Annotated in this window: 11 protein-coding genes and 1 pseudogene; 3 read left to right on the top strand and 9 right to left on the bottom strand. The window is 73.7% G+C overall.

What is annotated here, in order from left to right; genetic code table 11:
- Positions 1–64: 64 nt before the first annotated feature.
- Positions 65–517 (top strand): anthrone oxygenase family protein, encoded by a 453-nt coding sequence (locus JOF36_RS33015; RefSeq protein WP_210034581.1) that lies wholly within the window; start codon positions 65–67, stop codon positions 515–517.
- Positions 518–555: 38 nt separating this feature from the next.
- Here the strand turns inward: JOF36_RS33015 and JOF36_RS33020 are convergent, their stop codons facing one another.
- Positions 556–1,926, bottom strand: a complete 1,371-nt coding sequence (locus tag JOF36_RS33020) for a carotenoid oxygenase family protein (RefSeq protein ID WP_210034588.1) — start codon at positions 1,924–1,926, stop codon at positions 556–558.
- A 155-nt stretch (positions 1,927–2,081) separates the two neighbouring features.
- Here JOF36_RS33020 and JOF36_RS33025 point away from each other — a divergent pair, with 155 nt between their 5' ends.
- Positions 2,082–2,999, top strand: coding sequence for a GntR family transcriptional regulator (locus tag JOF36_RS33025; protein ID WP_210034589.1), 918 nt, complete (start codon positions 2,082–2,084; stop codon positions 2,997–2,999).
- A 2-nt stretch (positions 3,000–3,001) separates the two neighbouring features.
- Here the strand turns inward: JOF36_RS33025 and tatA are convergent.
- The 5 genes and pseudogenes from tatA to JOF36_RS33045 form a co-directional block, all read right to left on the bottom strand.
- A pseudogene (gene tatA, locus JOF36_RS39585) lies at positions 3,002–3,184 on the bottom strand (Sec-independent protein translocase subunit TatA); the annotation flags it as partial.
- Positions 3,185–3,277: 93 nt separating this feature from the next.
- Positions 3,278–4,168 carry a ferritin-like domain-containing protein gene (locus JOF36_RS33030; protein ID WP_210036409.1) on the bottom strand — a complete coding sequence of 297 codons (891 nt, stop codon included), beginning with the start codon at positions 4,166–4,168 and terminating at the stop codon, positions 3,278–3,280.
- Positions 4,169–4,586: 418 nt separating this feature from the next.
- A complete protein-coding gene (locus JOF36_RS41145) occupies positions 4,587–7,223 on the bottom strand; it encodes a helix-turn-helix transcriptional regulator (protein ID WP_210034592.1) in 2,637 nt (878 codons plus the stop codon).
- A gap of 99 nt (positions 7,224–7,322) precedes the next feature.
- Positions 7,323–9,680 carry a hypothetical protein gene (locus JOF36_RS33040; RefSeq protein ID WP_210034594.1) on the bottom strand — a complete coding sequence of 786 codons (2,358 nt, stop codon included), beginning with the start codon at positions 9,678–9,680 and terminating at the stop codon, positions 7,323–7,325.
- Between the two features lie 117 nt (positions 9,681–9,797).
- A complete protein-coding gene (locus JOF36_RS33045; RefSeq protein ID WP_210034596.1) occupies positions 9,798–10,172 on the bottom strand; it encodes a hypothetical protein in 375 nt (124 codons plus the stop codon).
- Positions 10,173–10,604: 432 nt separating this feature from the next.
- Here JOF36_RS33045 and JOF36_RS33050 point away from each other — a divergent pair, with 432 nt between their 5' ends.
- Positions 10,605–11,270 (top strand): DedA family protein, encoded by a 666-nt coding sequence (locus JOF36_RS33050; RefSeq protein ID WP_245351063.1) that lies wholly within the window; start codon positions 10,605–10,607, stop codon positions 11,268–11,270.
- Positions 11,271–11,293: 23 nt separating this feature from the next.
- Here the strand turns inward: JOF36_RS33050 and JOF36_RS33055 are convergent, their stop codons facing one another.
- From JOF36_RS33055 to JOF36_RS33065, 3 genes are all read right to left on the bottom strand, one after another.
- The gene (locus JOF36_RS33055) at positions 11,294–12,358 is read right to left on the bottom strand and encodes a substrate-binding domain-containing protein (RefSeq protein ID WP_210034597.1); all 1,065 of its coding nucleotides are present in this window, start codon (positions 12,356–12,358) and stop codon (positions 11,294–11,296) included.
- Between the two features lie 94 nt (positions 12,359–12,452).
- The gene (locus tag JOF36_RS33060) at positions 12,453–12,896 is read right to left on the bottom strand and encodes an OsmC family protein (RefSeq protein ID WP_210034598.1); all 444 of its coding nucleotides are present in this window, start codon (positions 12,894–12,896) and stop codon (positions 12,453–12,455) included.
- Positions 12,897–13,004: 108 nt separating this feature from the next.
- On the bottom strand, positions 13,005–13,559 hold the full coding sequence (locus tag JOF36_RS33065) for a L,D-transpeptidase (RefSeq protein ID WP_210034599.1): 555 nt from the start codon (positions 13,557–13,559) through the stop codon (positions 13,005–13,007).
- Between the last annotated feature and the right edge of the window lie 75 nt (positions 13,560–13,634).

Below are 13,634 nucleotides of genomic sequence, written 5' to 3' on the forward strand. Positions count from 1 at the left end.
CACCGGCGACCTACCTTAGCAGCGCTAGGCTTTCTAGCACCGCTAGGTTCTGAGAGGGGCTCTCATGACATCCGTTCTCGCCGTCGTCACCACGACCGTCGTCGGCCTCATGGTCGGCGTCGAGTTCGCGGTCGCCTTCGTCATCAACCCGATCCTGTTGCGCCTGCCGGTCGACGCGTCACTGACCGGACGTTCGGCCGGCGCGCGCATGCTGGGCCGACTGATGCCGTTCTGGTACATCGGCTCCCTGGTCCTCGTCGCGATCCTCACGGCTCTGACGTGGGGCACCCCGACCGCCACCACGGCCTTCGTCGCTGCCGTGTTGCTGGCCCTCAGCGTCGTCATGTCCGTCGCCCTGCTGGTGCCGATCAACAATCGGTCGATGACGTGGACCGCCGAGAGTCACCCCGACGACTGGCGGGAGCAGCAGCAGCGCTGGGACCGGCTGCACCACGCCCGTGTCGCGATCATCGTCACGGCCTTCGTGCTCGTCGCGGTCGCGGCGACGTTGCTATGACCCCGCGACGGAGCGCCGCCCGCTCGGGATCACGGGCGTCAGGCGTCCGGGACCCAGCTTCCGTGCAGGCCGAGGGGCACCCTCACCGGCAGGTGGATGCGGGCCACGGGCGGGCCGGTGAAGTCCCGGGCCGCCAGCACGGTGAGATCGGCCGCGCCGCGCCCGGGATCGTGCACGTAGGCCAGGAGGTAGCCGTCGTCCTCGACGGTGCTGCCGGGCACGGCGGCGAAGGCGCCCTCGCCGACCGCGGCGTCGCGGGCGAAGCCGTGCACCTCCGAGGTCCCGCGGAGCAGGTCGTGCTTGACGAGTGCGTTGGTGAACGCCTCGTCGGGGCGGCGGGGATCTGCCGTGAACGGAAGGTCGTAGTGCGCGGTGACCGCGGAGTAGCCGTAGCGGTGCGGGAGTGACACCACCGTCTCGTTGACGCGGGGGAAGTCCTGCGGGCGATCGTCGAGTCGCTGCATCCGGACGGCACCGGCGAGCAGGTCGATCGTCCAGCGCTCGAGTGCCGGGCGGACGCCGCCGGGATCGGTCTGGTCGACGGGCCCGTCGCCGCAGACGACATCGACGACGATCCCGGCCCCGTCGTCGTAGGCGTTGAGGGTGTGGCTGATGTGCACCCCCCGGCTCTCGATCCACCGCACCGGGCCGCCGCCGCGCGGGAGGACGCCGACCCGGCCGCCGCGGTCGGGGAACCACTGCAGCGCGACGTCCGGCCTGGTACCGGCTGCGAGCGCGGCCGTGCTGTAGGCGAGCGGCGTGTCGAAGAGGACGACGTGGCTCTGGGTGAGCGCGAAGTCGTGCAGGTACGGCGTGTCGGGGCCGGTCGGGATGTCGGTCGACCGCGTGACCACACCGTTCGCGTCGGTCACGATGTGCTGGACGAACGGGACACCGGGCAGGTAGGCCAGCGAGTGCAGCTCCCCCGTGCGCGGGTCCAGCTTGGAGTGCGCGTTGGCGCTGAAACCGCCGTCCGTGGCACCCAGGCCGCACGGCCCGTGCGTGTCCAGTTCGTATCCCAGTTCGTACGGCAGTCCACCGGCCTCCACCAGGGCGAAGGTGCGACCGGCGTGCCCGATCACGTGGGTGTTGGGCGCGAAGTCCATCGCAGGGTCGAGCGAGTCGGGGCGCGGCGGCTCGCCGAGTGCATCGAGCACGCCCGAGGAACGCACCCAGCGGTTGCGATACCACTCGGCACGCCCGTCCCGCAGCCGTACGCCGTGCACCATCCCCACCCCACCGGCCCAGACATGAGCGGCGGGATCCTCGATCCCGAGCGGGTTGGGCCCGATGCGCAGGTAACGACCTTCCAGCTCGTCGGGGACCCGCCCGGTGACGGGGAGATCGAACGCGGTGACTTCCTCGTGCACCGGCGCGAACGGGCCTTCGAGGTAGCGGTTCACAGTCACGGGAGCAGCCTCCGGAGATCGTCGTACGGCGTACTCGACGACGGTACGGATCTGCCCTGGCGTACTTCTGCGGCTATTACCCTAGGTCAGAGCGGGTTGGTCAGGCAGGATGAGCAACGTCCGGCAACCCACTGACCTAGGACAGAAAGGGATCGATGGACTCGGAGGAGGACGCACCGCCGTACCTGCGCATCGCCGGCGAGATCAGGGCCCGCATCGTGGCGGGCGAGTTCCGGCCGGGCGACCCCACACCCTCGACGCGGCGGATCTGCCAGGAGTGGAACGTCGCCAAGGCGACCGCCACGAAGGTCATCGACACGCTCCGGCGGCAGGGTGTGGTCGTGACCGTCCCCCGGGTCGGCACCGTGGTCGCCGGGGCGGACCGTGCGCGTCGGCCGCCCCGGACCTCCGGTGCGGGTCTCGACCGATCCCGGATCGTCGCCGTGGCGATCGGCATCGCCGACGACGCCGGCCTGGCCGGGCTGTCCATGCGCAGGGTCGCTGCCGAGCTCGCGGTGCCGACGATGTCGCTCTACGGCCCCGTCTCCGGCCGGGACGAGCTGGTCGACCTCATGGCCGACGCCGCCTTCGGCGAGATCGTCTACCCCACCGATCCCCTGGACTGGCGGACCGGACTGGAGCTGGCGGCCGGACTGCAGTGGGACGTCTACCGGCGCCACCCGTGGTTGCCGTCGGCCGTCTCGCTGACCCACCCCCGGCTACTCCCCGGCATGGGTCGCTTCGCGGAGTGGACACTGCGGCAGCTCCGCGGGCTGCCGCTGGACCCTTCGACCAGGGCGATGGTGCATCTCACGATCGCGAACTATGTCCGCGGCACGGCGACCAACATCGAGCTGAAAGCGGAGCTGGACCAGCGCACCGGGTTGTCCGGCGGGGCGTGGCTGCGCCTTCAGGAAGGCGTCCCGGGGCCGCGGCTCGACGAGTTCCCCGAGGTCGCGAGCGTGGTGGCCGAGGATCCCGCGTTCGCCGTCGACCTCGACGCCCTGTTCGAGTTCGGGCTGAACCGCGTGCTCGACGGGGTGGCGGCACTCGTGACAGAAGCAGCCGGCTGAGGGTCGTCGGGGCCGGAGACGATCTCGTCGTCGGCGCCGTCGTTGCGCAGACCCTTCATCTCGCCCTTCAGCACGCGCGCGGACTGTCCGACCGACCGGGCCATGTCGGGGAGTTTCTTCGCGCCGAACAGCAGCACGAACACCACGATCACGATCAGCCAGTGCGTGGGACTCATCGCACCCATGAGGGAGTCTCCTTTTCAGCGTCATGGCCATCGGCCCGGTCCGGGCGCAGCCCGGGTGAGCGCCGGAACACCGGCGCCCACCCACAGCGGGTGTCAGTTGTTGGCATCGCTGCTGTTGACCTCGCCGTTCACGCCGGCCGGGAAGAATCCGCCGGAGGTGACGGCGGCCGGGTTCAGGTACGCGATGTTGAGCACCTGGCCCGGGGTCCGCGAGAACGCGATCGCGTTCTCGTCGGCCGGGACGATGTTCGCGTCGCCGAACTCGTCGGTGATGCCCTGGTCCAGGTCGGCCGGACCGTCCAGCGAGTCGCGGGCGTCGGAGATCTTGCCGACAGCCTCCGCAGCGCCGCCCTGCAGGAGCAGGGTGCGGACCAGCCCGGCGTGGTAGGCCTCGACGGCCAGGATGCCGGCAGCCGCCTCGAGGAAGGTCTTGTTGGCGATCAGCGGGGACGCGCCCTTGTAGGCGGTGACCCCGACGTCCTCGAAGATGAACGCGCCCAGCAGGAAGCTGGTCTCGTCGGCGAACGGGTCGAAGGTCTGGCCCTGGCCGATCACGCCGGCGGCCTGGGCCGCGGCGGTGAACGCCTCCTGCAGGTCGATCGCCGGGCGCGACACCTTGGCGTCGCCCAGGGCCGAACGCAGGAAGTCGACGTGGGCGTTCTCGTCGTCCGCGATCTCGCGGGCGTACTGCTTGCCCAGCTCGGTCTCGAACTTGACCTTGCGACCACCGGTGACCTGACCCAGCTCACCCTTGCCGTCGATCTGCGAGTCCTTGAGACCCTCGCCGGTGACCGCGCGCAAATAGAACTCGGCCTCGAGATACTCGAGGTTGAGCGCGAAGTTCAGCACCGCGGCGTCGGAGACCTGCGAGCCTCCACCGTCATTGCCGTCGCCGGCGTAGGCGAGCCCGCTGCCCAGGACACCCAGGCCTGCGACGCCGGCACCGGTCAGCCCGGCCGCACGCAGGAATCGGCGCCGGTCCATCGGGTTCTCGGCCGAGCGCGTGATCGAGTCGTTCAGGAACTTCTTGGTGAATCCGGGGAACACGAGCACTCCTCATGTCGGGCCCGCGGAGCACCGAGCAAGGTTCGGGGCCGACGCGGAAACGGGTGGTCATGATCTTGCGAGGCCGTGACGCCTCACCTGCTCCGCACAACGACACGCCCACTTCCCGAGGTAGTCACTCGAACGAGTGAAAACCATTCAATGATCCATTTCGAAAAATGCGCTCTGCGCGCAGAATTGGGGCGCACTCCCGGATATCAAGAATCGAACGTGCCATAGCGTTCGCGGCCATGGTCCGGGCGATATCGACTGACATCGACAACTGACATCAACGCGTCGGCTCGCCCCGGCAGGACAGGTGAAACGGTCCGGCCGGGACCTCCCGGCCGGACCGCAGTCACCGGCCGGCCGCCCCTTCCAGCGCCGCCGGCAGTGCCTCGAGCAGGTCGGCCCGGCCGTCGACCCCGAGCTTGGCGTACGCGTGCGCGAGGTGGGTCTCGATGGTCCGCACCGACACCACCAGCCGGTGGGCCACCTCCGCGTTGCTCGCGCCCTCGGCCGCGAGCGCGGCGATCTCCCGCTCCCGTGGCGTCAGCCGTGGCCGGACCAGCCGGTCCAGGGCGGGCGTCCGGGTGCCGCCGGATCCGGCCAGCTCGGTCGCGCGGGCCGCGGATGCGGCCGACCGGCGTCGTTCCCCGGCCCGGTGGTGCGCGGCGGCGGCCGCAGCGGCGACGTCCGCGGCGTCCAGCCGGACCCCGGCGGCGGCGAGATCGGCGGCGACGCGGTCGAGCCGCGCCCCGGTATCGGGCGTGGTCGCGGTACTCGCGGCGGCGTGCGCGGCGAACAGGTGCAGCAGTGGAGACCGGCTCCGCGCCGCGACGGCGGCGAGCCGGTCGGCGACCCGGCCGGGCCACCCCAGCCGGGCGACATCGTGGAGCAGGACGGCCTCGGTGACCAGGTCCCCGCGCGACGCCGCGGCCCGTGCCTCGGTCAGCAGCGCACCGACCGGGGCGGCGGCGGTCCGGCCGGCCCTCAGCCAGGTTCTGGCCCGCTCGACGGCGGCCCGCGCCGCGAGCGGAACCGGCTCGGAGAGCCCGGCGAGCAGCGACCGCGCGCGGGCATGGTCCCCGGAGAGCACGCGTACCAGCGCGAGCGTCGCGGTGCAGTCGGCGGCCAGGCCGAGCGGGTCCCGGCGGGCCGTCCCGGCACGTGCTTCGGCCAGCCACCGGCCGGCCGCGTCGAGGTCGCCGCGAACGAGCGCGGCCCGGCCGCAGTGCCAGGCGATCCAGGCGTCGCCGGCCCAGTCCGGGGCGGCGAGATTGCGGCGGTGCGCGTCGTCTGCGGCCCGCTCCAGGTCGTCCGACCGGCCGGCGACGCGCAGCGCGGACAGCTCGGCGTCGATCAGCAGGAGCCGGGTGAGCGCGGATTCCGCCTGGCCGGCCGGGTCCTCGTCGAGGGCGGACCGGGCGCGGGCGACGGCATCGAGAGCCTCGGCGGGGCGACCGGTAGCCGCGAGCCGGCCCGCCCGGGACGCGGCGGCCAGCGCCTTCCAGGGTCCCTCGGGCAGGTCCTGCCCGGCGGGCGCACCCGCGCCGGCGTCGGCCGTGGCCGGGACGTCTCGCATGCCGGACGAGGTCCGGTCCGGGTAGCCGGTCCGGGGCAGGGCGAGTCCGTCGAGCCGGGCGGCCGCCTCCAGCACGGCCACCGCCGCGATCCGCCCGGGCCCGGTGGAGGCGGGTGGCGCGGCACCGTCCGGCTCCGTGTCGAGGGCGGTCTCGGCCGCGGCGAGCGCGGACTCCCCTGCCCGCCGGGCGAGCAGAGCCCGGGTCAGCGCGAGGCGCGCCCGGCCCTCGGCGGTACGCACCCGGTCGGCGGTCGCATCGAGCAGGGGGCGCAGCTCGTCCACGCGGTCCTGCCAGCGCAACGCCTCCACCAGCTCCAGGTGGGCGCCGGCGTCCGGGTCGTCGTCGAGGGCCCGGCGGGCGATCCGCTCCGCCCGCTGATGGTCGAGCTCCCGGTTCGCCCGGGCGGCGGTGGCGATCGGGTCCGGCCCCCCGCCCGCGAGCGCGACCGGGGCGGCCGTTCCCGCGACCACCGCCGCCACGAACGGCGGCACGGCCACCTGCCCGTCACGGTCGGTGCGGATCAGCTGCCGCCGGTGCAGCGTGGCGAACACGTCCCGGCCGACCGAGCCGGCCGGGCCCGCTGCAACGCCACACGCGAGCTGCTCGAGCAGCTCGCGCTCGTCGGCCCCGAGCCCGGCCAGCAGGAACGCGCCGAGCCGGTTCGGGGGCTCCAGCGGACCGTCCCACCGCCACGGGCCGGCGTGCCGGGTCAACCGGCCGTTCTCGTAGCCGTCACGCACGAGCTCACGCAGGAACAACGGCGTGCCGTGCACCAGGTCGCGCATCCGCTGCGCGGTGCGTGCCTCGACGTCACCACCGAGCATCCCGCGCAGGAGGCGGTCGGTGTCCGAGCCGGTGAGCGGAGCGACGGCGAGCGGACGTACGTCGTCCCCGAGGGTGCGGAGCCGGTCGTCCGGCGCCCGGTCGCTGCGCTCGGTGGCGATGACGGTGGCGTCTCCCGCGAGCGCCAGCTGCACCAGGACGACCCGGGTGAGGTCGTCGAGCCGGTGGGCGTCGTCGACCGCGACGACCGGGTGGTCGCCGTCTCCGCGCAGCGCGACCAGCGCGTGCTGCATCCGGGCGAATCCGTCCGGGTCCCCGGGCACCGGCGGCACGACGTGCGCGAGCGGCCCGAGCGGGACACCCGCACCGGTCCCGGTGACGAGCACGGCCCGGCGACCGAGCCCACGCGCGATCCGGACGGCCTCGCGCAGCAGCCGGGTCCGCCCGACACCCAGCGGCCCGCTCAGCAACAGGCCGGGTGCGCCCGGATCGGCCAGAACCTCGTGCAGGACGGCGATCTCGGTCTCCCGCCCCACCAGCGGCGGGTCACCGCCCAGCACCGGTGGGGGGCCGTCGTGCCGGGGCCCGGACGACGTCGTCGTACGGGCCACAGGCGTACGGGCCACAGACGTGCCTCCCGGTCGTCGACTTCTCTCCTGTGGGTTCGACGTGGGAGCCCGGGTGGTTCACCGGGTGGCAGGGGCCCGCCCGGGCGACGCGAATGATCAATCCCCGATACCGAGTACGTCGGGGACCCCGGCATCGGCGGCCACGGCCGGCGGTCGCGGCGCCGCGGCGTCGGCTGCGGCCTTCACCACCGGGCCGGAGGCGGCGACCAGCACGAGCACCGTCACGGCGAGCACCGCACCCGCCCGAGCCGGCCGTGCGCGGTCCAGTACCCGGTCGGCCAGGCCGGCCCCGAGCATCGCCAGTACCGGGCCGAGCAGCAGCAGCGCCGCCGTCCGTGTGTCCGGGAACTGGGCCAGCACCAGCAGCGCCGCGGCTGCCGTCCCCACCGGCGCGAGGGGACGCCGCAACCGTGCCGTCAGCAGCACCAGCAGCCCGCCCGCGGCAGCGAGCGCGACCGGCACCGGGTCTGCGTCCGGGAGCACGCCGCCGAGGCCGAGCAGCATCCCGCCACCGAGCGCGGCGAGCACGGTCGCGGCGACGACCACCACCCACCGCCCGGCCGGGCGCAGCCGCGGGCCGAGCTGACCGGTACCGGCCGCGTGCGCGACGAACGCCGCCAGTGCGACCGCCGCGACCGGCGAGGTCAGGGCGGCCAGGGCGCAGGCCAGGTAGGCGCCGCGGGCCGCCGCGGGCCCCCGCCCCGCCAGGAGCGCAGCCACCAGCAGCCAGAACGCGGCAGGCGCCGCCGGGTCCGCCGACGCCTGCAGCATCACGAGCGGCGGGACCGCCCCGGCGAGCACGACGGCCAGACCGGCGACCGGGAACGGCAGCCCGATCCGGCGCGCCATCGGCCACAGCAGCACCGCGCCGACCGCGCCGAGGAGCACCCCGATCGCCGCGCCGGGGGCACCGGTCAGTGCTGTCGGGACCGGCGCGCCGGTCAGTGCCGCCGGGACCGGCGCACCGATCAGTGCCGCCAGCGCGGTGAGCTGCCGCTCCCCCAGCCCCAGCGGGTCCATCGAGCGCACCGCCGCGGGAATCCCGTCCGCACCGGCGACGGTGAGCGCACCGATCAGCGCCACCGGCAGCAACGCACCCACCAGCGTCGGACCGCCGCGGCCGGCCGTCGCCCGCGTCTCGACGAGCCGCCGGACCAGCGGCTCGCTCAGTCGCTTGGCCACCAGCCCGAGCAGCAGCGCACCGCCGGCCACCGGCAGCGCCAGCAGCGCCGCACGGGCTGCGCCGAGCACCGCCTCGGCGGTCGTCCCTGCCCGGACACCGGCGGCGGAGTCGGCGAGGTGCCCGGCGACCCCGGCGAGCATCTCGGGCACCACCACCGGCGCGGCGAGCAGGAAACCGCCGAGGAACAGTACGAGGAACGGGACGACGAGCGCGACCCACAGCTCGACCGTGCGCCGCACCCCGGGACGCAGCTGCGCCAGCTTCGGGTCCGGCGTCGCGCCCGGCAGCCGGCTGCGGAGCACCGGGCCGAGATAGCTGAACAGGTCCGGGACGCCGACCAGGTCGCTGAGGATGTAGTAGCCGTCGAGCCGGATCATCGGTACGAACTGGCGGACGGTCTCCACGTGGAGCAGCGCCAGGACCACCAGCAGCCAGTCGGCGCCGGTGAGCAGCCAGCTCGCGCCGAGTCCACCGAGGACGATCGCGTTGAAGTAGACGCCCCCGAGATCGGTGCGCAGCCGACCGGCCCGGGAGAGCCGGTAGCTGTCGGTCACCGTGCTGTAGAACGCGGGCCAGACCAGGTAGATCCCGACGCCCATCGCACCGGGCCGGGCGCCCCCGAAGCGGCACGCCGAGACGTGCCCGGCCTCGTGGAACGCCCCGGCCGCGAGGAACAGGCCGAGGACGGCGAGCACGAGCGCGGGGTTCGTCACCAGGCTCCCGGCGCCGGCGAGTGCACCGGCGGCCCCGCCCCCGAACAGCACCATCAGGTCGAGGACGACGACGGCGGCCAGCACCGGCACGACGATCGCCCGCCGGTGCAGCCAGCTGAACAGTCCGGCGATCGCCCAGGTCCCTGCGGGCGGCACCACCGGCAGCCGGAACTTCAGCATCAGCAGGTGATCGGGCCGCTGCTGGTGCGCCTGGTCGGCGGCCACCGGGTCCGGGTCACCGGCGCCGGACTCGACCAGACCGACCGGGACGAGCCGCTCACGGACGAGCGCGTCGATGTCACCCGCGGCGAGGTTCTCGCCCGTCTCCTCGCCGACCCGGCGGGCGAGCTCCGCCGGCCCGGAGCGGCCGTCGATCGCCGAGGCGATCCGGAAGAGCACCTCGGAGACCTGCACGACCTGACCGTCGCCGCGCACGATGACGTAACGCTGTGTGGTGTAGCCGGAACCCTGGTACGGGCCCACGAGCTCGACGCCCGCGGCCCGCCGGAACGGGGCCGCCACGAGTTCGGTGGGTGGGTCGAGAACCAAGGTCTGCATCGTCGCCTCGCATGCGTGAACGGTCGGAAAGTGACCTGAAACGCGAGCGGAGGGGTGACCGGCAGGCCACCCCTCCGCTACCCGGAAACCGTTGCGTCACGATTCCCGTGGTTCAGGTCAGCTCCAGTTCCGGAAGACCCAGGACTCGCTGTCGCCACCGTCGCCACCATCGCCACCGTCGCTGTCGCCACCGTCGCCACCCTCGGAGTCGGCGTCGCCACCGTCGCCACCGTCGCCGCCCTCGGCGTTCTGGTTGGTGTCGCCGCCGTCGCCGATCAGGCTGAAGCCGTTGAGCGCAGCGACGTTGACGCCCTCGCCACCGTCGCCGCCGTCCGCGGAGGCCGACGAGTCGCCACCGTCGCCACCGTCGCCGTTGCCACCGTCGCCACCGGCACCGCCGTCGCCGCCGAGGCCGCCCAGCAGGCTCAGCTGGGTGCGGGCGGGGAGCAGCTCGACGTGCTCGGTGTCCAGGTGGCGGGAGATCCGGTCCATGGATTCCTCATTCTTTCTCGGATACGACTCCGGTACGGAATCGCGATTCTCGAATCGACCCGGTCGAGCCGATCTGCATTCAATACTGGCCGCGCCGGCGACGAACTCGCAAGCAGAGTCGATACGTACAAATCAAGGGCCGGCACCACGTACGTTCGATCCTCCGGTACTGAGATGCGGATCGTGGGCACTGATCCTCCGGAGCCACACACGGACACGTTCCGTGAGCACACCTCGGATACCCGACGAGCGGCCGGGGCCGTTCGCTCCCGGCGCGCGGTCGGGCCGGATCGACAGCCGGGGGTTCGTCGGGGTTGGTCAGGGTTCGTTTCCGGGCGACGCCCGATGTGGGCCCCGGCACGGCGCGATGAGGTGGGTACCGGCCCGGGAGAAAGGGGCCGGGCCCCGATTCCGACCGGTGAGGACCACGAGTTGATCGACGCCGCGATGGGCCTCGTCCACCAGGCGGTCGACTCGCCCTGGCTCTACCTGGTGCTGTTCGGTCTCGCCGCGCTCGACGGGTTCCTGCCCGTCGTTCCGGGGGAGGCCGCACTCGTCACCGCGGCCGTGTTCGCCGCCTCCGGTGACGTGGCGCTGGTGGCGGTCGTCCTGGCGGGAGCCGTGGGCGCGTTCGCCGGTGACCACGTGTCCTATCTGATCGGGCGCTGCTCGCTCGGCCGGTTCGGTGAGCGTGTCCGGGCGGGCGCTCGGGGCCGGGCCGCCTACGACCGGGCCGGGGCCGCGATCGCCGAGCGCGGCGGGCAGATCCTGCTGGCGTCGCGGGCCGTGCCGGGAGTACGCACCGCGACGACGATCGCCATGGGCGGGGTGCGCTATCCGGTGCGCCGGTTCTCCGCGTTCGATGCCGTCGCCGCGACGTGCTGGGCGGCCGGCTGGTCGTTGGTCGGCCACATCGGCGGTGTCACCTTCGGGAGCGAACCGCTCAAGGGCCTGGTGTTCGCGCTCTGCCTGGCCGTCGCGCTGACGGGAGTCGGTGAGCTGGCCCGGCGGCTGTGGCGCCGCAGACGCGACGCCGGCGAGACCGACGGCATCCAGGCACCGCGCACGGGAACGTCCGACGGCCCTCCGCCCCGCTGAACCCGATGGACGGCCACCGCCGGTCAGATCGTGGCGAGGATGTCGAAGTCACCGCCGTCGGCGGTCGCCAGGTACATGCTCTGCTCGGTCCGTGCCGGGCCGACCAGGACCGCACCCCGCGGGCCCTGGTGGCGGTAGTGCTCCGCGGTCGCGGACAGCTGCCGGACGTCGGCGGATCCGGTCCGGTTCACCAGCCCCGCCAGCATCCGCAGCCCCTCGTAGCAGGACTCACCGGGGGCGTTGAGGACCGGGGCCGCCGGGCCGAACCGACGGACGTAGCGGGCGCCGAACGCCAGGCTCTCCACGGTGGGGAGCGACTCGAAGTAGCCGGACGCGACGAACACGTCCCGGGCGGATGCGGCCCCCATCGCCCGCAGCGCGCTCTCGTCCATGAGCGTGGAGAACCGGGCGCACTGCTCCTCCAGGCCGTACCGGGCGAACTGCCGGTTGAACTCCACCGAGTCCCGCCCGACCAGGAACATCAGGACCCCGTCGCAACCGCTGTGCTCGATCCGGCGCAGGACCTCCCCGAAGTCCGGCGTCCCGAGCGGGACGAACTGCCCGTCGTCGACGTCGATGTCGTCCCGGTCGCGCAGGAACCGCCGGACGACCGCGGCGGAGCGCCGCGGCCACACGTAGTCGTTGCCGATCACGAACCAGCGCCGCACACCGATCTCGTCGGCCATCCACGTCAGACCGGGGCACAGCTGGTTCTCCGGGGTCTCGCCGATCGCGAACACCCCGGGCGTCGCCTCGCCGCCCTCGTAGAGCGCGGTGTAGATGTAGGGCACCCGCCCGCGGATCCGCCGGGCGAGCCGCTGCCGGACCCCCGAGAGGTGCCAGCCCACCACCGCGTCGACCTCCCCGGTGGTGACCAGCCGGTCGACCTCGGACGCCACCTGCTCCGGTGCCGCGCCGCCGTCGACGATCCGCAGTGTCACCGGCCGGGCGAGCACGCCGCCCTCGTCGTCGATCTCCTCCGCCGCGAGCCGGGAGCACAGCACGCAGGACGGCCCGTACAGCGCCTCCGTGCCCTGCAGCGGCACGACCAGGGCGACCCGGAACGCCGCGGGGGGACCCGCCGTCACGGCCGCGCCCCCGGGCGCCGCCACGTCCCTGCCGTGTGCATGGTCACAGGAACTCCGCACCCGGCCGGTGCATTCCCGCGGCGCCCGCGGACACTCAGCCCTCGAGCGCGGCGTCCAGGGTGATCTCGACGCCGGTCAGCGCCTTGGAGACCGGGCAGCCCTCCTTGGCGGCCTGCGCGGCCTGGCGGAAGCCGTCCTCGTCCAGCCCCGAGACCTCTCCGCGGACCTTCAGCGTGATGCCGGTCAGCTTGAAGCCGCCCGCGTCCTTGTCCGGGCCGAGCGAGACGTCCGCGGAGACCTCGAGCGACTCCGGGTCACCGCCCGCCTCGCCGATGTTCGCCGAGAGCTGCATCGCGAAGCAGGCCGAGTGGGCGGCGGCGATCAGCTCCTCGGGCGAGGTGTGGCCGCCGGCGTCCTCGGCGGAGCGCGTCGGGAAGCTGACCTCGTAGGTGCCGATCTTCGAGCTGCTGAGCTCGACCTGCCCGGACCCCTTCTCGAGGGTGCCGTTCCAGGCGGTGCGGGCGCTGCGGGTGGGCATCGTCTACCTCCGTACGGGTGTATCGATTGCGCACTACCGGTCACGCCGGCCGTGCCTGCGCCCCGGACCTTCCCGGTGCCGGTGGAACCGAAACGGTCCCGCAGGGGGCTACCCGTGGACCTCGACCCGGTCCCCGACCTGCAGCGTCGCGTACCAGCGCTCGGCGTTCGCCCGGTCCAGCCGCACGCACCCGGCCGACGGCGAGTTCACGTCGCCCTCGTGGAAGGCGATCCCGCCCGGCGCGAAGAACACCGCGAACGGCATCGGCGCGTCGTCGAACTCCGCGCTGCGGTGGTCCTTGTTCTTCCACTCGACCGCGAACGTGCCGAGCGGCGTCTCCTGGCCCGGGCCGCCGGGAGCGGCGGGCACCGGGCCGGCCTCGATCCGGCCGTCCGCGATCAGCCACGCCTGCCGGCCCGCCCGGTCGACGCAGGCGCGGGCCTCGGTGCTGCACGGGGTGCCCTCGATGAGCCCGCCGGGCGCCCCGTCCTCCGCACCGGGGTCGTGCTCCGCCGATGGCGCGTGATCGCGGTCGTCCGGCCCGTCCGGCGGCGCCGCCGAGGCCGTGCCGACCAGCAGCGCACCGAGCACGAGTCCGAGCACCGTGACCAGGACCGTCGCCCCGCGGGACCGCCTGCGGCGTCTCCCGAACTCGCGCTTCATCGCGCTCCCGCCGTCGCCGCCCGTGGGGCCGGTTCGGCCGCCGCGTCCGGTTGAACGAGGGGCGCCGGACGGGGT

The sequence above is a fragment of the Pseudonocardia parietis genome, assembly GCF_017876315.1.
GTDB classification, from domain to species: Bacteria; Actinomycetota; Actinomycetes; order Mycobacteriales; family Pseudonocardiaceae; genus Pseudonocardia; species Pseudonocardia parietis.

Excerpts from the sequence above, each read along its gene's own strand:
- JOF36_RS33040 (WP_210034594.1), bottom strand. The coding sequence starts at position 9,680 with ATGCAGACCTTGGTTCTCGACCCACCCACCGAACTCGTGGCGGCCCCG.
- JOF36_RS33045 (WP_210034596.1), bottom strand. The coding sequence starts at position 10,172 with ATGGACCGGATCTCCCGCCACCTGGACACCGAGCACGTCGAGCTGCTC.
- JOF36_RS33065 (WP_210034599.1), bottom strand. The coding sequence starts at position 13,559 with ATGAAGCGCGAGTTCGGGAGACGCCGCAGGCGGTCCCGCGGGGCGACG.
- JOF36_RS33015 (WP_210034581.1), top strand. The coding sequence starts at position 65 with ATGACATCCGTTCTCGCCGTCGTCACCACGACCGTCGTCGGCCTCATG.
- JOF36_RS33030 (WP_210036409.1), bottom strand. The coding sequence starts at position 4,168 with ATGGACCGGCGCCGATTCCTGCGTGCGGCCGGGCTGACCGGTGCCGGC.
- JOF36_RS33060 (WP_210034598.1), bottom strand. The coding sequence starts at position 12,896 with ATGCCCACCCGCAGCGCCCGCACCGCCTGGAACGGCACCCTCGAGAAG.
- JOF36_RS33025 (WP_210034589.1), top strand. The coding sequence starts at position 2,082 with ATGGACTCGGAGGAGGACGCACCGCCGTACCTGCGCATCGCCGGCGAG.